This is a genomic window from Pseudomonas bharatica (assembly GCF_048586865.1).
Taxonomy (GTDB): domain Bacteria; phylum Pseudomonadota; class Gammaproteobacteria; order Pseudomonadales; family Pseudomonadaceae; genus Aquipseudomonas; species Aquipseudomonas bharatica.
Genome location: NZ_JBMAWR010000003.1, coordinates 216198 through 235461, shown reverse-complemented (window position 1 = coordinate 235461; position 19264 = coordinate 216198). Strand labels below are relative to the sequence as shown.

The window sequence follows — 19264 nt, the reverse complement described above, 5'->3', positions numbered from 1 at the left end:
GACCCCGATGAGCAGCCATTTTCGCCTCTACTCCCTGGACGTCGGGCAAGGCATGTCGACGCTTTTCGTCGTCTATGACGCCGACGGCGGGGTCACCGCACTGGCCCTGTTCGACCTGGGCTCGCTGGGTAAACGCGATGTCGCAGGCCCGTCCACGCTCGAATTCCTGAAGAAAATGGCGCTGCTGCGGGAGTCGCCCAACGGCCGGATCGACGCCGTGTTCATCTCCCACAAGGATGGCGACCATATCAACATGTTCTTCGGCAGCGAGAGCGGCAAGGATCCTTTGCAGGGCCTGCTGCGCCTGCTTCCGGACATGACCATCGGGCTTTGCCGCTACGGCGGCCGCTACAGCTGGTACGCCGACACCGCCACGGTCAGCAAGAAAAGCGAGAACCTGCTCACCCTGATCAAGGCCCGGACCGCCAACCCCGACGAGGACGTCAAGGGCTTCCCGGTCGGTGCAAGCAGTGTCCTGACCACCGGCGGCGTCGGCAAGCTCTGGGGCGGTGACGATTACCTGGTGTTTCTGGTCGCTGCCAACGCCCCCTTCAATGGCGAGGCAGTCGGAACCTCGGAGGACAAGATCTCCGACAAGCCCAACGGCGACCAGGCCAATTCCAAGAGCCTGGTGCTGGTGGTGGGCGTAGAAGCAGGTGGCCAGATGACCACCGCCATCATCGGCGGCGATGCCACCTTTCCGACCTTCCAGTACATCAACTGCCTGGTCACCGGTACCGGGCAGAACGTCTACATGACGTTGCTGCCGCACCATGGCAGCCGCAAGACCACCTTCGGCCTGCCGTCGAAAACCAAGCCGATCAGCGAGGAAGCCCGCAGGGTGGTGGCGACCTACGCCCAGCTGATGTCGGGCAAGACAGTGGTTGCCAGCGCCGATACCGGCAGCAACTACGGACACCCGTCCCTGGAAACCAGCCAGTTGTTCCTGCGTTACGCCGACACCAGCAAGACCTGGTGGAGCGACCCGCTGGTCGGCAACGACCGCCACTTCACCACCGCCTACATCGACTATGCACTGGACGCCACGAACTATAACCAGATCGGCATGCGCACCTTCCTGACCACCCAGAACCTCTACTCGACGCGCTATTACGACAGCTCGGTGGTGTCGTCACCGATGGTCGCCTATGCCCCGTTCACGGCATTCGGCACGCCCCCCTACAGTGACAAGTTCGCCTTCGCCCCGGGCATGAACTGGATCTACACCCTGTTGCCCCAGAGCATCGGGTTTCTGATCGACTTTCGCGGGGTATCCAGCAACCGACTGCCCAAGGACAAGTCGCTGGAAAAGCTCACGCCCGCGCAACTGCTGGAGTCGTTCAGCTTCGTTCATCGCGAAGGGCTGCCCGAGGCCGCATCGCCAGCGCAGACCGTCGCGCCGCAGCCGACCGCCCGCGTGCAAGCGCAACCAGCGGCGCCCGGCAAGGCCCGCGCCCCGGCCCACGCCCAGCGTCTTGCACCAAGGCTCGGGACCCCGGGCTCGCGCAGCGGAGGTCGCCGATAAATGTCCCTATCCTCGACCTACGCGATTCTCAAGGCCGCCATCACTGCGGCGCAGACCATCGATCTCTGGGCGGTATCGGCCGACCCCGGCCTGCCGGGGCTGCGTGGCGTTCTGCAACGCTTCGGCTTGTCCGGCAGCTATGTGGTCAGCGCCGCTACCATCAGCCAGGGCCTGGACCGGGTGACACTCAACGGCAACGGGCGCTACGGGCAGCCCGGTGATCCCCAGGGCATGCGCTTCGCCGCCTGGCTGACGCTGCTGTACACCGAGCAGGACGGGAGCGACGGGATATTCCAGTTGTCCATGGCGCTGACCGAACCGGGCTGGACCTTCGCAGGCTTTTTCAATCCGGCCAGCCTGCCCGACAGCGAACGGGTGCAGAACGAGGACAGCGCGGTCCTTTGGGGCCCCTCCTTTCTCTTGACGCTGGGGCTGAACACCCCGGTGTTCCGTGCCGACAGCATTCCGGACAGCAGTCTTACGCTCTCCGGCGCCCTTCTTGAGTCACCCGTGTTCGAGCGTTTCGCCGACCTGCTGGCACCCTGGCCGCTGGCCTTGAGCGGCACCCTGACGATGCCCGCAAGCTGGACCGGCATTGCAGTCATGACCCTGCGCGCCGTGACCGCCAGTTCGGCCAATGTGCCCATCGCCGCCAACGGCGGAACCCTGGGCGGCCCGGCTGGCCTGAGCCTGCGCGAGCTGGGCATGGAGCTGCTGGTGCGCGACGATCTCGATGAAGCGATCTGGGATCGCAGCGATTTCTCGGTCGCCAACCTGACCGGTACGGTCATCCTCGGCAGCGGATCCGACGCCCTGGTGGCCACGGTCACCACGCAGATCCTCACCTCCGGCCCGCAGTGGCACATGACTGCGACCTTCGACCCCGCGCACGCCTCGGTGGTGCGCGGCATGGCGCAATTGACCACCATCTTCGGCCTGCCGGCACTGCCTCTGCCGGACAATTTCCCGCTGCTGGAAACCTTCAGGTTCCGCTCCGTGGAGCTGTACTTCAGCGCCCCCGACAACGGCGTGCTGCCGACCCTGAACTTCCTTGTGGTGTCCATCGGTTCGGACCAGCAATGGACGCCACCGGTGCCCTTCGTCACCCTGCACAATGTCGGCACCCGCTGGACCTGGGGCTGGAGCAAGGACAGCGCGGGGAAAAGCGTCAGCAGCGTTTCCGGTTCGATCAGCGGCTCGTTGCGCTTCGGCGGCCAGGCCCCACAAGACAAGGTCGATGTGGATATTGCCGTGGCGCTGCCCGACCTGTTCATCCAGGGCAACATGCGCGCGGGCGACTACATTCCCATCGGCCAGGCCTTCACCTATTACTTCGGTGCCCCCGGCCCCAGCGCAGGAGGCCTGAGCAGCGCGGTGGTGTCGGCATTGGGATTCTTCGCCGATCCGCTGAACCAGACCTACAACGCCAGCACCACCGTGGTGTTCCTCGACCCTGCAACCGGCCTGCCGGACCTGCGCCAGGGTTGGAGCGTGGACCTGGTGGTGATCGAGCTGGTCCTGCAACAGGTCGATTTCTGGATCGCTGTGCAGAACGGCCAGGTCGGTGGCGGCCTGTCGGGGATCTTCTCCTTCTACCCGGATGCGGCGGCCGACGACTATGAAAGCCCGCGCCTGATGCTGGCGGCCAGCTACCCGGTACAGGATCCGGCGACGCCACGGGGCTGGGTTTTCGAGGGTCATCTCTACCAGGGCACCAGCATCAACCTCACCGACCTTGTCGCGCAGTTCCTCGGCCTGGGCAAGGCCTCCGGCTCGGTACCGGTGCTGATGGTGGATCGCCTAGACGTCAGGTTCTCCACCGGCGACAAATCCTACGAGCTGGGCGGCACCATTTCCATGCGCTGGACCCCGACGCTGTTCGGCACCGAACTGAAGATCTCGGCGGCCGCCAGCATCGATATCGCCCGGGATGGCAGCGCCGCGGCGGACAAGCCCGCCTCCGGCCGCCTGAGCGGCGAGTTCTCGATCAACCGCATCGGCGTCGAAGTGGGCATGGACGTGGGTGTCGAGGAACCGACCTACCTGCTCAAGGTGTACGTCGATACGATCTGGGTCCAGGCCATCACCGCCTGGCGCGGCGACAAGGACAGCACCAGCAATCCACGGCACCAGGTGGTCTCGGTACAACTGGGCGGCACCACCCTGGGCGACATGCTCGAATACCTGGTCAACCTGGCCGCGCCGACCCTGGGCTTCACCCTGGACGCGCCGTGGGACGTGCTCAAGCGCATCGAGCTGTCCAGCTTCGTCTTCACCCTCGACCCGACCAACAATGTGGTCGAGTTCGTCTACAAGGCCAAGGTCGACCTCGGCTTCGGCAGCCTCTCGGCGATCGGCGTGCGCTACACCCGCGCCGGGGCCGGCAAGGTCGAGCTGATCCTCGAAGGCTCGCTGCTGGGCAAATCCTTTACCGGCGACGATGCGCTGGCCTGGGACGTGGTCAATGACCCGCCGCCAGCGGTACCCGGCACCGGCTCGGCCCTGGTGGAACTGCGCTACCTCGGCATCGGCCAGCGCATACGCCTGCAGAACCCGGTGGATACCGTGGCCGGCAACCTGGCCCTGCTCAAGCAGTTCATGCAGCCGGTGGAGAACCCGAACAACCTGCCCACCACCGGCGGCAGCGGCATCGCCTTCTCCGCCGACAGCCAATGGCTGATCGGCCTGGACATCGGCCTGATGGGCAATACCCTGGACCTCGGTTTCCTGTTCAACGACCCGATCCTCTATGGCCTGTCGGTGGGCCTCAATGGCGAGAAGGCCGGCAGCCTCGCCGGGCTGCGCTTCGAGATCCTGTACAAGAAGATTTCCGATGACGTCGGCATGTTCCGCGTCGAACTGCGCCTGCCCGATGCCTTCCGGACCTTCCAGATCGGCATCGCGTCGCTGACCCTCGGCACGGTGGTGATCGAGGTCTACACCAACGGCAACTTCAAGGTGGACCTGGGCTTCCCCTACAACCAGGACTTCAGCCGCTCGTTCTCGGTCCAGGCCTACGTGTTCATCGGCCGCGGCGGGGTGTATTTCGGCCTGCTCGATGGCGTCACCTCGAGCCAGGTGCCGCGCATCAGCAACGGCACCTTCTCGCCGGTGCTGGAACTGGGCATCGGCCTGGCGGTGGGGGTGGGCAAGGAGATCCGTGCCGGGATCCTCGGCGGCGGGGCCTATGTCGAGGTGCAGGTGATCTTCCAGGGCGTGCTTGGCTGGTTCAATCCGTCCAGCGCCGGGCTGCCATCGGCCCAGTATTTCCGCGCGCTGGGCATCGCCGCGCTGCACGGCAAGGTCTACGGCTACGTGGATTTCAAGGTGATCAAGGTGTCGGTCAGCCTGGAAGCCTATGCCCAGGTCAGCGCGCTGTTCGAGTGCTACCGGCCGACGCAGTTCGACCTCAAGGTTTCGGTGCGTGCCGAGGCCAAGGTGAAGATCCTGTTCATCAAGATTTCCTTCAGCTTCCATGTGTCCCTGGAACTGTCCTTCACCCTCGGCTCGGTGCAGCAGACGCCCTGGATCGTCGCACCGGGCGGCGATCCCAAGGGTTTCCAGGACGCTCGCCTGCTGGCCGCGCCGGGCCGCGCCGGCAGCCTGTCCGGCGGCCAGGGCCCGCGGGCGCGGCGCAATCGCACGCAACGCCTGCAAGTGCTCGGCGCCCAGCACCTGTACCAGGTCGTGCAGCGCAAGCGCCTGGCCAATGCCCTGGCGCAGATCGAAGACAGCGACTGGGACTGGAACCCGAGCCGCAGCCAGTGGCCGGACGGCCAGCCACGCAGCGCTCTGCTGTACCTGCTGCCAAGTATTTCCATCGGCGAGCTGCCGGTGTCCTGGAACGGCCCGGCCGAGGCAGACCCGTCGCCGAACTACCGGGCCGCCTTCATCCTCTGCGCCAATTCCGGGGTCGATCCGCTGGCTCCCAACGCCCGCGCCGAAGCCCGGCGCTCGGCGTCGCACCACGCCCTGGCCGCCAGCGCCGAGGACACCGCCAGCCTGACCCCGGACCTGTGGGTGCGCACCGTGCTGCTCTATGCGCTGTACGCCATTCCCGATGGCCCGCGCAGCGCAACCGATAGCCTGACCGCCGGCCAACTGGCCCTGCTGGCTGCGGTTCTCGACGATCCGCAAAGCGCCGACGCCGCGTTTGCCTGGAGCAACCTGGACACCCTGTTCGCCACCAACCTGCACCTGTTGCTGGGCGCCGACCCGGGCGCAGTGACCGAGGTCGGCGGCATGGTCGCACCGCTGCCACCGGGCCTGACCCGCAGCGGTACGCCGGGTGGCACGCTGAATTTCGCCGAGGTCAATCCGGTCGGGCCCTGGTACGAGTGGGACCTGGCCCGCTACATGGGCCAGTACCTGCCGGTGGGCGGCGCCAGCGGGCCGCGCCCGGCCGTGGACGACCCGGCCAGCTACGAGTCGTTCCCGACCTTCATTTTCCGCGACTACTGCCTGATGCTGGCCAAGGCTGCGGTGCAGGAAGCCGGGGACCTGCTGGCCAGTACCACGCTTGGCGTCGACGACGATGGCAGCGGCAAGGGCCAGTCCCTGGCGCAACTGGCGGCCACCTTTGCCAGCGCCACCATCGACTATCCAGTACGCGCCGGGGATACCGTGGAAAGCGTGGCCCTGGCCCTGGGCGCCAGCAGCGCCGAGCTGCTGTTCCTCAATCCCGGTCTGCAACGCCAGCTGGACACCGCGGCGGTGGGCAGCCGTGTGCCGGTGAAGCTCGGGATCGCCCCGCAGGTGCTGGCCGAGGACAACGCCAGCCAGGCCTTCGCCCTCGACAGCGTCGACCTGGGTACCCTGCTGCACCAGGCCGCCAGCGGCGAAACCCTGGATGCGATCGCCAGCCTGTTCAACCTCGACGGCAGCAGCCAACTGTTCGAGGCCGACGGCGCCGGCCTGGGCCAATCCAGCGAACTGCTCGATCCGGCAGCGCCGTTCGACCTGCCGCCGCGAACCTGGAGCAATGGCCCGTCCAGCCAGCTGCTTGCCGCCGCTACCGCCTATGTACGCTATCGCCAGCCACGACTGCTGCCGGCCGACTGGTACGCCCAGGCGGTATTCGATGGCAACGCCGAACTGATCGCCCGGCTGACCCGCGACGATCTCACGGTCAACAGCCAGGAATTGCCGCCAGGGCAGGTGCTCAAGGTGCCGCAAGGCTTCAACGCCGTGCAGCCGACCAGCGACTACAGCACCCAACCCGGCGACACCCTCGACCGGATCGCCGCGACCCTGGCCCTGGTCCAGGTCTATCCCCAGCTGTCGCCGGCAGAGGCCGCGGACTGGCAATCCTTCCTCGCTGCCGTAACCAGCCCTGCCGCCAACACCTACGGGCTGCCGGCCACCACCGGCCTGTACGCCCGCGCCGGGGAAAGCCTCGATGCCCTGGCCCGGCGCCTGCTGCTGGATGTCAGCTGGACGGCCAGCGACGACCCGGCGGTAGGTACCTGGAACTACGCCTGGGCCGACATCATGGCCTGGGCCGGACCGGCCACCTTCCTGGCGCCCCTGGCCCTGGTGCCGGTGCCGAATGCCGTGGCCAAGGCCATTGAGGGCGAGGCCCTGAGCTTCACCCTGCTGGCCGACACCTATGGCCTGGCAATCGCCGATGCCGCCGTGCGCCTGGAGAACCTGGCCGGCCTGTACGCCATCGATACCGTGCTGAGCGTGACCCAGGTGCCGGTGATCCGCGTGGACCAGTTGCTCGCGCAACTACTCGGTAGTGCAGCGCTGCCGCGCATCGTCAACCAGGGCTCGCGCTCGCTGATGGCCGGCCTGCGTGCACCGAAACCGGTGACCGACGCCCAGGGCCATGCCATCGCCGACCCGCAGCAACCCACCCCGCTCTACGACCTTACCGGCCAGCAATTCGACCTGGTGGTGGACACCGCGCCGGACAAGGCCGATGAACCGGCGCTGGACATGACCCTGACCGCCCAGTGCAGCTGGATCAGCCTGGTGGACAGCACCACCTCGGGTGCGAATGCACAGGTGAACAGCCGCTTCCTCGCGCGCAGTGATATCCCCGCCGGCATGGCCGTGCCCACCGACGTGGTGCAAAGCCTGAACTACCGCTACAGCAACGCGCAGATCATCGCTATGGGGCCGGCCGCCAGTCTCACCCTGCCGGTGGTCAAGTCGCCTGCGGCCATGCCCCTGGCCGGCCTTTCGCCGAGAGCCTACGGCCTGACCCAGCGCATCGAGCTGCAAACCCCGGTGGCCCTGCCCATTCCGGGCATGGACGCGCCACCCGTGGGCGCCCAGCCGACCCTCTGGCCGCTGCCGGCAGACCTGCGGGCCAAGGCCCTGGCCGGTTCCAGCGTGGCCTACGACCTGCTGACCACCGCCGAAGGGGCCAGCGCCGGTCGCGATGCCCTGGTCGTGGCAAATGCCACCTGGGCCTGCCGCATCCCGGTGGCGATCAAGCAGATCAACGACGCCCTGACCCTGTTCGCCCTGCAAGGGGTGGACGAGGCCGAGCGCCCGACCCTGCTGGCCCTGCGCGCCTGGCTGGCGGCCGGAGAAGGCAGCGGCACGGTGGTCAGGGTGCTGGCCCTGCCGGCACCGAATGCCGGCAATGCCGCCGGGGTCAGCGTGCTCGACAGCACCCCGGCGCAAACCTGGCTGATCCAGGCCAACCTGTCCACGGAAAGCGTGCCGCACGCGCCCGACCTCAGGCTTGGCCGGGTCAACAGCCTGGCCCGGGACGGCAATCCGGCACCGGCCGCCTCGCTCGACGAACTGGAACGCTTTGTCACCCTGCTCTGGGAAGGCAGCGTGGTCGGCGGCACCGGCTACACCCTCGGCCTGGACAAGGGCCTGCCGGCCAGCGCCGTGGACGCCAATGGCGTGGCCAGCATCGACCTGCTGGTGATCGCCGGCACCCAGCAAGGCGCCGCAGCACAAGGCCGCAGCCTGCTGCCGTTCAATACCTGCGCCCTGGTGGCGCCGGGGCTGGATGCGACCATCGGCACCCTGTATGCCGAGGACCACAACGAAGAAGACATGATCCTGCAGGCCCTGGTACCGGCCGGCAGCGTCGGCTTCAACCTGACCCTGGAAGCGCCAGCGGAAGACGCCGGGAACAGCGCCGAACTGCAGGCCCGCCGGTTGTTCAGCCTGCTCGGCACGCAGATTCCCGCGAGCGCGGGCGCGCCCTTCGCCATGCCGGCCTCGGGTATGCCCGCACCACCCACGCCGGTGGAGAAGGACGCGCCGCCCGCCTGGAAGCGCCAGCGCCTGGTGCGCCGTGGCGTGCTGCGTGACCAGCGCCTGGCCGAGGAAGCCGATCCGTACTGGCTGTACGAGCAGATTCTACCGCTGTACCGCTTCGCCACGCCGTCGCCACTGCCCCGCGTGCCCGGTCTGCCAAACCCGGACGACGATCCCTACCGCGGCTTCGGCTGGGCCGAGAGCCTGCCTGCGGCGGCCGTGGTGCTGAACTTCCAGGACATCCTCGGCAACCAGACCGGGGCCAATCCTGCCGGCCAGGGCCAGGTCAGCCTGCCCAGCGGCTACACCGACCCGCTGCTGGGGGTCGGCGACTGGCCGGCCATGGTCAGCGCCTGGACCGTCTCGGCCAGTGGAGCCGGGGTCACCCTGAGCATCAGCCTGGAAGCCCGCCCGGCCACGGTGATGCCGTCGCCCAGCCAACCCGGCGATGCCGCCGCGCAAAGCGCCGGGCGCCAGGCCGAAGCCTATGCCAAGGCCTATTACCAGCTCGGTCAGCCGCTGGACGCGGCGGTGGAAACCAGCCTTGATACCAGCGCCGCCCACGGCATCGAGCAAGCGCCGTTGTGGCGCTTCGCCGCCGCGTCCCAGGCGTTCAGCGCCAGTGCCGCGCAACTGGGCGCCGCCCGTGCCCCGGCAGGAGCCACCCTCGCCTCCCTGGCCGAGGACTACAGCCTGCGCTACGCGGAAATGGCCCTGGCCAACGCGCAAGTGCCGATGCAGGCGCTGTTCGGTGTCGACGCCCGGCTCAAGGTCCCGGCCTATGCCCTGTTCGCCGAGAACGACACGGCGCAGAGCATCACCGCCATGGTCCGCCCCGACGGCTGGCCGAGCATCAGCGCCGAAGCCCTGCTCGCCGCACCGCAGAACGGCGACCTGCCACTGCGCAGCGGCGCGGTGCTCAAGGTCTCGCCGCCGCTCACCCGCGATACCGGCGACGGCAGCGCCAGCCTGGCGGCCCTGGCCAATGCCCTCGGCACCCTGCCGGGCCTGCTGGCCGGGGATAACGCCAGCCTGACCATCCTGACCCCGGGCATCACCTTCTCGGTGGCGGTGTCCGAGGCGGAAATGGTGTCGGTCACAGTGACCGAGGCCGATGCGCCGACGCCGGTCCGCTCGCTGCAACAGGTATGCATGGCCTTCGCCGGCCTCGGGGTGAATATCAGCGTCAACGACCTGGGACAAAGCCACCCGGCACTGCCGGCGATCTTCCAGGCCAGCCAGCTGATTTCCAGCACGGCCTGGGTTGCAGGCAGCGACGACAGCCTGGCGCATAACGGCAGCGGCCTGGACCAGGCGGCCCTGGCGGCGCTGAACACCAGTACGGTCAATCTGTTCGAGATGGGCGCCCTGCTCTACCTGGGCGATTTCAACGGCGGCGCCGGGATCAGCGCCGATGGCGCACAGACCCTGCACCAGTTCGCCGATGCCCATGCCTGCCCGGCGGAACTGCTGCTGGGTGCCAACCCGGACCTCGCCGTGCCCGGCGACGGCGCCTTCGCCCTGCCGGGCAGGGTCAGTTGGCCAGCCGACATGGCGCAGGTACGGGTGCCCTATTCGATCCAGCACGGCGACAGCCTCGACAGCATCGCCCCGCGCTTTGCCCAAAGCACGCTGGAACTGGCCACGGCCAACCTGGAGATGCCGGTGGTGCTGGCCGGTGGCGTAACCCTGGACATTAGCGTCGGCGGCCAGTCGTACAGCCTGACCACTGCCACTGGCGGCCAGAGCCTCGCCACGACCCTCGGCCAGTTGCAGCAGCAAGCACCTGCGGCCACCCTCGCGGACCTGCTGGAGGGCATGGGCGACGACACCCAGGCGCTGAACACCGGTGCCCTGCTGGTCTGCCCGGCGGCGCAGTTCGCCACGGCCACCGCGCCGTCGGCGATTGCCGGGCTGCTCGGCGTCAGTGCCGGGGCCTTCGCCCTGGCCAACGTCGGTACGCCGCAGCTGATCGCCAGCGGCGTGACCCTGACCGCGCCACACGGCCAGGCCAGCGTCGAGACCCGGGCCAACGACTGCCTGAACAGCCTGATCGTGCGCTTTGCCGAGGCAGGGGTGCAGGTCAGCGCCCAGGACATCGTGGAAACCCCGGCGAACGCCGACAAACCGCTGTTCGCTGCCGACGCCCCGGCGCTGGTGCCGCCGGCCGGTGCCCTTGTCCGCCTGCCGATCGGCGCCACCGGGCCCTATCCGGGGCCGGCCTTCCCGCTCAATGTGAGCCTGACCCTGAGTCGCCCAGCGGCGCTGATCAACCCGGACTTCGCGGCCAACAACGATGGCGGCGTGTCCCGCAGCAGCAGCCCGATCCCGGCGCCCCAGGTGCCGGCGGCGCAGGACCAGGGTGGCGGCCTGGCCTTCAACGCCTTTATCGCCGCCATGCGCGCGGCCCTGCCCGAGTTGCGCATCGCCACCGGCCGCGCCCTGGAGGACAGCCGCGACCTGTGGGCGGTGAACTTCGGCGACGCGGGCATCAGCGCCCTGAGCATCGCCGGAGCGACCAGCGTCCCCGGCGCAGCGGGGCCACAGCCGCGCTACTTTGCCCTGACACCGCTGTACAAGAGCCTGGTCAGTCGCCAGGGCGTGGCACTGCAGGCGCTCAAGGCGGATGGCACCCTGTCCGAAGCCAGCAGCCAGCATGACTTCCAGGGCATAGACGTAGAGCCCTGGGCCGGGCGCTTCCTCTCGGACATCGACCGCATCCTCGGCGCCGCCAACGTCGCCGCGCTGTACCGCACCCCGGACACCCGCCAGACCCTCGGCGACCTGGTGGCGGTCAAGCGCCAACTGGCCGGGGCCATTCCCGAAGGGCTGCAGCCGGTGCTGGAAATCAGCGACCCGCAGGCCGCCGCCGGGCAGGCCGCAGCGGCCATCACCCTGCAACAGCAACTAGGCATCAGCCTGTCCCGGGCCTGGAGCGCCTCGACCCTGGTACAGCTGAACCGCGAGGTGACCTCGGCCTGGCAGGATCCCGGCACCACCTTGCTGCCGGCAGACCTGTACGGCGGCATCGAGGTTACCCGCGGTGGCGAGGAACGCTCCTGGAGCATGAGCGCGGGCAAATGCTGGCTGACCGACTTCTCGCCGTTCATCACCCTGCTGCTGACCGAATCCGATCCGGCCAGCCACCGTGCGGTGACCGCCGACATGGCCTTCGGCATCACCGACCTGGAGCGCAATATCACCAGCGCCGGCCTGCCCGACGGCTACGCCGCCTCGCAGTGGCTGACCTTCGTCCCGCCACTGGGCGGCAGCAATCTGCCAACGGCAGTCAGCGTCGACCTGGGCGAAGTCTCGGTGCCGATCCCGCTGCGGGATTTCCCGGCGCTGCCGGTCATCATCGAGCAACGTGCCAGCGCTACCGCGCTGGACGCCGAACTGCGCCAGCGCCTGCGCAGCCGCCGGGCGCTGAGTACCCTGCGCGCGGACAGCGACGTGAGCCTGGGCAACCTGGCGCTGTGGGATCACCGCTTCACCTACTCCCACGAACATGCCGAGCAGGACGATGTCAGCCTCACCCTGAGCTATAACCTGAGGCCCGACCAGACCCTGCGCATGGCCGCCAGCGATGCGGACCTGTTCGTGCAACTGGCGCGCTATATCGCCGTGGCCGACAACCTCTGGGAGATCCTCGGCGACCTGCCCGACAGCGGCGCGCTGACCCCGGTACAGAGCAATGCGGCGAACACCCTGCGCGACCTGGCCGCGGCCGTTGCCACCAGCTGGAACGTGCGCCTGGTCGACAGCGTGGCGGATGCCCGGCTGCAGGCGCCGGTCACCGACGCCTTCGGTTTCCAGGCGCGGGTCACCGATCGCGACGGACCGCTGGGCAGCCGTGAAGTGGCCAGCCTCGGCCTGACGGCGCTGAGCGCTGGGGTCGGCCCGGACGGGCAATGGCCGCAGGTATGGGCATTGACGGCGGCGGGCCTGATGGTGGCGCTGGAGCGCGAAAGCATCTCGGCCAGCGAATCGCGCTACCAGGTACCGGCTGATGCCCACGTGGCAGCCTCGTGGCCGACGTTCAGCCTGGTCTTCGCCGGGCTCAACGTAGCCCGCTGGCAGAACGCGACCGGCTCGATCCTGGTCCAGCGCAACCAGAAGCTGCTGGGGGCCGACGGGCCCGCGACCAACCCGGCATTCGTGTTCCAGACCGACCGGGTCGAGGCCGCCAGCATCGCCACGCCGCTCAACAGCTGGGACCAGCGGGTACCGCTGGCGAGCGCGCCGACCACGGTCAGCGCAGCCTTGCAGGCAGCGTTCGACACCCTGTTCGGCAGCGCCGCGCAGGATGGCGGGCTCAGCATCACCGCCGGGGTCGCCTATGCCTATGAACTGGCCACCGATCCGCTGGACCCGAACCACGGCCTGGTCGGGGAAACGCCGGTGTACCTGTATCCCAACCAGACGCTCGACAGCAGCACCGCGGGCAACCTGCAAACGGCGGTCGATACCTGGCGCAACCTGGCCAATCCACAGCGCGAGGGCGGCGAGTGGGTGTTCTCGCTGACCCTGTATTCATCGCTGGAGGAGGATCGGCGGCCGTTGCTGGTGATCGGGAATCTGTATTTGCCGATGGTGCTGGAGGTGGTGAATTGACGGCCATTAAAAAAACCGTAGTGCCCTCAGCAATACGGTTCTTCAATGCAACGATCTAACCCGTGACGTTCCAGCGCATATCGGCCTTCAAACTATGTTGGTCGACAACTGCGGGGTGGGCATCGAGCGCTTTCAAAAGGCCCTGCAGCTTCTTTTTCACCGCAGCCGGATCTATGGCGCGAGGGCGGAGCCTGGTATGCCTGGCAGGTTGTTCCAGATGCAGCACTATACGCAGACGCTTGCCGGCCAACACCTTTCGTGCCACCACGCGTGCATTGCGATCATGGTTCTGGAACTTGGCGGACACCAGACCTGCAAGGGTATCGCGAACCTTCAGGGCAACTTCCTCCGCCAGATCGACAGGCTTGGTTCTGGAATGGAGACGATAGTCCTTGACCTCGATCAACCAACTGACCTCGCCGTCGGCAACCAGCAGATCCACCGCCTTGGTACCGCCGAAAGCGCTATTGAATTGCTGCCGATAGTGCGCCCAGTCGTCATACTTGCTGGCGAGGGTGCCCGCCGGGAAACTGAACCTCAAACGTCCCTCTTGAAGAACAGTCATGTCAGTCCCCCAATGCCATGAAGCGATCGGACTGCTTCAACTCTTCATCCAGAAGAACCAGCGTCTGCAAATCATCCGTCGAGTTCCCCTGTTCCAGCTCGATGCCTTCTTCTCCTGCCTTCAGCGAGAAGTAGCGTTGTTTCACCTTCTTGAACTCCGGTTGTTCCGAGAGCATCTCAAGTTCGCGCAAAAGAAACAGTGAATGACTGGCAACGAATACCTGGATGCCTTGCTGACACAGATTCAGGATGCAGGCAGCGATGACCTTGATCAGCTTGGGATTAAGGTTGGTTTCGGGTTCGTCCCAGAAAAGATAGCCTTGCTCCAGCAACACGCCCGTACTGATCAGCCGTGCCAGCATGGCGATCTTGCGCAGCCCTTCAGCGACCAGGGGCATCTCCATCTTGCCCTCGCCCGGAACCTGGAGATAGAAGCGGCCGTTGGCAGGATCAACGACGACCTTGCCACCCATGATCTCTTCCAGCGGCTTGACCAACGCGGCGACTTTCTTTTCCCGCGGCCCCTTCAAGGTCGGACTGCCCAGCAGGGACACCGTGTCGCGCCAGCTTTCTTCGAATTCCAGATGGTAGTTGTCGTACAGCGGCAAAAACCACGGGCACAGCGTGACCAGTTCTCTGGTCGGCAGGTAGACCGGGGATTTTTCAAGACCATTTTCCGGATGGACATCAACCTGAACGGAACTGCTGGACTGACTGGAAAAGCTGATCGCAAGGTTCTCTTCCTCATCCTGCATGATCAGCGATACTTCGCATTTGCCCTTGCCCTGGCGTCGTTTGGTAAGCCGACCGAGCGTATCAGGTCGAAAGACGCCCACGAGTTTATCGGCACAGTTCTTCTGCAATGCGGACTTGGTCAGCCCCTTGGTATCTGCCTGAACCTTCAGAAGGCTGTAAAGCAATTTCAACAGCTGGCTCTTGCCACAACCGTTTTCGCCAACGATCACATTAAGACCGGCGGCAAATTTGAATACTTCATTTGGCAAAGGGCCAAAGTTGTTTATCTCGACGCGTTTCAACATAAGAAGGCCCTTGCAGTTTCTCTTGCCCATTTCGCCGCAGCGAACTGGCCCAGCAACCTTTGAACATTCAACCCGGATGACGATGCCTGATTGATGATTGCAGGCAGTCCGGGGCTGTCAAGGCGGGCGCCTTTCCGGCATTCCATAAAGTGCGACATGGTACTTCAGCACGAAGATCAGGAGATACCCCGCGCCTGGGTGCATCATTCATTGGCCGAACGCAGGTCCGACTCGTCGAGCAACCATCCCCGAAACGCCTCCAGCGCCGGCAACGCGCGGTTTCTCGGCGGGTACACCAGGTAGTAGCCGCGGGCACTGGCATAGGGCAGCACCGGGCTGACCAGGGTGCCCTCGGCCAGTTCATCGCTGATCAGGATCCGCGGCACCAGGCCGATGCCGATGTCCGCCCGCACCGCCTGGATCAGGTGGGAAGTCAGTTCGAAGCTCGGGCCCAGGCGCATGGCCTGGTGGGCGACGCCATGGTGGGTGAACCAGTCGCCCCAGGCGTTGGGATTGTTGGCGACGCTGAGCAGGGTCTGCCGGCTGATGTCCCGGGGCGTCCATTCGGCGCGCGAGGCCGCCAGGGCCGGCGACAGGATCACCACCAGTTCCTCGGCATGCAGGCGGTGACAGACCAGGCCCGGCTGGTCGCCGGTGGCGACGACGATCGCCGCATCGATACCGCTGGTGGCGAAGTCCACCGGCTCGATCCGCGAGTTGATATGCACCAGCACCTCGGGATGGCGGCGGTAGAACTCGTGCAGCCGCGGAAGCAGCCATTTCGAACCGAAGGTCGGCAAGGTCGCCAGGCGCAGGCTGCCGCCGCCGTCCTGGTGGGCGATCGCATGCAGGGTGGCACTGCGAATGCGCCCCAGGGCCTCGCTGATTTCGCGCTGGTACAGGCGGCCCACCTCGGTGAGCTTGACCGTACGCCCCTCGCGGCGGAACAGCAGCACGCCCAGTTGCTGCTCCAGGGTCTGCACCTGGCGGCTGACCGCGCTCTGGGTCAGGGACAGTTCCTCGGCGGCGCGGGTGTAGCTTTCATGCCGGGCGGCGGCCTCGAAGGCCAGCAGCAGCGACATCGAGGGGGCTAGGTTGCGGTAATTCATTCATAAAACTCATCAAAGGCTGCGCCATTATCCGTTTGTGTCCGACGCGACACTGCGGAATCATTGCATCATCCACTACCTGGGCGAGCCAAGACCATACCCTGCGCTCAGGTATCCATGATTAGCCCATATAAACGAGGCCATCCCTTGATGATCGCCCAATTGCCGGTGAGCGCTCCCGCCACCGACTACGCCGCCTTCCTCGATGCCCTGCGCGCCAGCGGTTTCCGCGGCCAGTTCAGCACCGACTACGGCACCCGCACCGTGCTTGCCACCGACAACTCGATCTACCAGCGCCTGCCCCAGGCCGCGGTGTTCCCGCTGGATGCCGATGACGTGGCGAAGGTCGCCGCGCTGATGGCCGAACCGCGCTTTCGCCAGGTCAAGCTGACCCCGCGCGGCGGCGGCACCGGGACCAACGGCCAGTCGCTGACCGACGGCATCGTCGTCGATCTGTCGCGGCATATGAACCAGATCCTCGAAATCAACGTCGAGGAGCGCTGGGTGCGGGTCCAGGCCGGGGTGGTCAAGGACCAGCTCAATGCCGCGCTCAAGCCCCACGGGCTGTTCTTCGCGCCGGAGCTGTCCACCTCCAACCGCGCCACCATCGGCGGCATGATCAATACCGATGCCAGCGGCCAGGGCAGTTGCACCTACGGCAAGACCCGCGACCACGTGCTGGAACTGCACAGCGTGCTGCTCGGCGGCGAGCGCCTGCACAGCCTGCCGGTGGATGACGCCACCCTCGACGCCGCCTGCGCCCTGCCCGGCCGGGTCGGCGAGGTGTACCGCATGGCCCGGGAGATCCAGGAAACCCAGGGCGATCTGATCGAAAGCACCTTCCCCAAGCTCAACCGCTGCCTGACCGGCTACGACCTGGCCCACCTGCGCGACGACGACGGTCGCTTCAACCTCAACAGCGTGCTGTGCGGCGCCGAAGGCTCGCTGGGCTATGTGGTGGAAGCCAAGCTCAACGTGCTGCCGATCCCGAAGTACGCGGTGCTGGTCAACGTGCGCTACACCAGCTTCATGGACGCCCTGCGCGACGCCAATGCGCTGATGGCGCACAAGCCGCTGTCGATCGAGACGGTGGACTCGCGGGTGCTGATGCTGGCGATGCAGGACATCGTCTGGCACAGCGTCGCCGAATACTTCCCGGCCGACCCGGCCAAGCCGACCCTGGGCATCAACCTGGTGGAGTTCTGCGGCGACCAGCCGGACGAGGTCAACGCCCGGGTCGCAGCCTTCATCGAGCACCTGCAACAGGACACCAGTGTCGAGCGCCTGGGCCACACCCTGGCCGAAGGTTCGGCGGCGGTAACCAAGGTCTACACCATGCGCAAGCGCTCGGTGGGCCTGCTCGGCAACGTCGAGGGCGAAGTGCGTCCGCAGCCGTTCGTCGAAGACACCGCGGTACCACCGGAGCAATTGGCCGACTATATCGCCGAGTTCCGCGCCCTGCTCGACGGCCATGGCCTGACCTACGGCATGTTCGGCCATGTCGATGCCGGCGTGCTGCACGTGCGCCCGGCGCTGGACATGAAGGACCCGGCCCAGGCCGCGCTGGTCAAGCCGATCTCCGACGCGGTCGCCGCCCTCACCCAGCGTTATGGCGGCCTGCTCTGGGGCGAGCACGGCAAGGGCCTGCGTTCGGAGTACGTACCGGCCTATTTCGGCGAACTGTACCCGGCGCTGCAACGCCTTAAGGGCGCATTCGACCCGCACAACCAGCTCAACCCGGGCAAGATCTGCACCCCGCCGGACAGTGCCGAAGGCCTGATCAAGGTCAACGAAGCGCCGCTGCGCGGCGAGCATGACCGGCAGATCGACGAGCGCGTGTGGCAGAGCTTCGGCAGCGCCGTGCACTGCAACGGCAACGGCGCCTGCTACAACTACGACCCCGACGACGCCATGTGCCCGTCGTGGAAAGCCACCCGCCAGCGCCAGCACTCGCCCAAGGGCCGCGCCTCGCTGATCCGCGAATGGCTGCGCCTGCAGGGAGCGGCGAACATCGATGTGCTCGCGCCGAACAGGGTTTCCTGGCTCAAGGGCCTGCCCGGGCGCCTGCGCAATGTGCGCGCACAGCAGCAGGGCCAGGCCGACTTCTCCCATGAAGTCTACGACGCCATGGCCGGCTGCCTGGCGTGCAAATCCTGCGCCGGGCAGTGCCCGATCAAGGTCAACGTGCCGGACTTCCGTTCGCGCTTCCTCGAGCTGTACCACAACCGCTACCAGCGCCCGCTGCGCGACTACCTGATCGGTTCGCTGGAATTCACCATCCCGTACCTGGCCCATGCGCCTGGGCTGTACAACGCGGTGATGGGGTCGAAGTTCGTCAGTGGTCTGCTGGCGGACCGTATCGGCATGATCGACAGCCCGCTGATCAGCCGTTTCAACTTCCAGGCCACGCTGAAACGCTGCGGCGTACGTGCCGCCAGCGTGCCGGCACTGCGCGAACTGACCCCGGCGCAGCGCGAGCGCAGCATCGTGCTGGTCCAGGATGCCTTCACCCGCTACTTCGAAACGCCGCTGCTGGCGGCCTTCATCGACCTGGCGCATCGCCTGGGGCACAAGATCTTCCTCGCCCCGTACAGCGCCAACGGCAAGCCGTTGCATGTGCAGGGCTTCCTCGGCGCCTTCGCCAAGGCAGCAGTGCGCAACGGCACCCAGCTCAAGGCCCTGGCCGACTGCGGCGTGCCGCTGGTGGGGCTGGATCCGGCGATGACCCTGGTCTATCGCCAGGAATACCAGAAGGTGCCGGGCCTGGAGGGCAGCCCGAACGTGCTGTTGCCGCAGGAATGGTTGATGGATGTGCTGCCGGAGCAAGGCACCGGCAAGGGCGGCAGCTTCCGCCTGCTGGCGCACTGCACCGAGAAAACCAACGTGCCGGCCAGTACCAGGCAATGGGAGCAAGTGTTCTCGCGCCTGGGCCTGAAGCTGGTGACCGAGGCCACCGGCTGCTGCGGCATGTCCGGCACCTACGGGCATGAGGCGCGCAACCAGGAGACCTCGAAGACCATCTTCGAACAGTCCTGGGCGGGCAAGCTGGACAAGGACGGCGAGCCGCTGGCGACCGGCTATTCGTGCCGCAGCCAGGTCAAGCGCATGGCCGACCGCAAGCTGCGGCATCCGCTGGAGGTGGTGTTGCAGGCCGTGATCGGCTGATTAGGCAGGCCCTAGAG

Annotated in this window: 6 protein-coding genes; 3 read left to right on the top strand and 3 right to left on the bottom strand. The window is 66.7% G+C overall.

Annotated elements, in window-relative coordinates; all coding sequences use genetic code 11:
* Positions 1-7 precede the first annotated feature (7 nt).
* Together ACKLLE_RS06000 and ACKLLE_RS05995 are read left to right on the top strand one after the other, a co-directional pair.
* Positions 8-1525, top strand: coding sequence for a ComEC/Rec2 family competence protein (locus ACKLLE_RS06000; protein WP_420057204.1), 1518 nt, complete (start codon positions 8-10; stop codon positions 1523-1525).
* A complete protein-coding gene (locus ACKLLE_RS05995; protein WP_420057203.1) occupies positions 1526-13369 on the top strand; it encodes a hypothetical protein in 11844 nt (3947 codons plus the stop codon).
* Between the two features lie 55 nt (positions 13370-13424).
* Here ACKLLE_RS05995 and ACKLLE_RS05990 read toward each other — a convergent pair whose 3' ends face one another.
* The 3 genes from ACKLLE_RS05990 to ACKLLE_RS05980 form a co-directional block, all read right to left on the bottom strand.
* Positions 13425-13934 carry a hypothetical protein gene (locus tag ACKLLE_RS05990; RefSeq protein WP_420057201.1) on the bottom strand — a complete coding sequence of 170 codons (510 nt, stop codon included), beginning with the start codon at positions 13932-13934 and terminating at the stop codon, positions 13425-13427.
* A gap of 1 nt (position 13935) precedes the next feature.
* Positions 13936-14973 carry an AAA family ATPase gene (locus tag ACKLLE_RS05985; protein ID WP_064303452.1) on the bottom strand — a complete coding sequence of 346 codons (1038 nt, stop codon included), beginning with the start codon at positions 14971-14973 and terminating at the stop codon, positions 13936-13938.
* Positions 14974-15176: 203 nt separating this feature from the next.
* On the bottom strand, positions 15177-16082 hold the full coding sequence (locus ACKLLE_RS05980) for a LysR substrate-binding domain-containing protein (RefSeq protein ID WP_420057200.1): 906 nt from the start codon (positions 16080-16082) through the stop codon (positions 15177-15179).
* 150 nt (positions 16083-16232) lie between these two features.
* On the opposite strand from ACKLLE_RS05980, the gene ydiJ reads away from it, so the two are divergent.
* Positions 16233-19247 (top strand): D-2-hydroxyglutarate dehydrogenase YdiJ, encoded by a 3015-nt coding sequence (ydiJ, locus tag ACKLLE_RS05975; RefSeq protein ID WP_420057199.1) that lies wholly within the window; start codon positions 16233-16235, stop codon positions 19245-19247.
* The last annotated feature ends 17 nt before the right edge of the window (positions 19248-19264 follow it).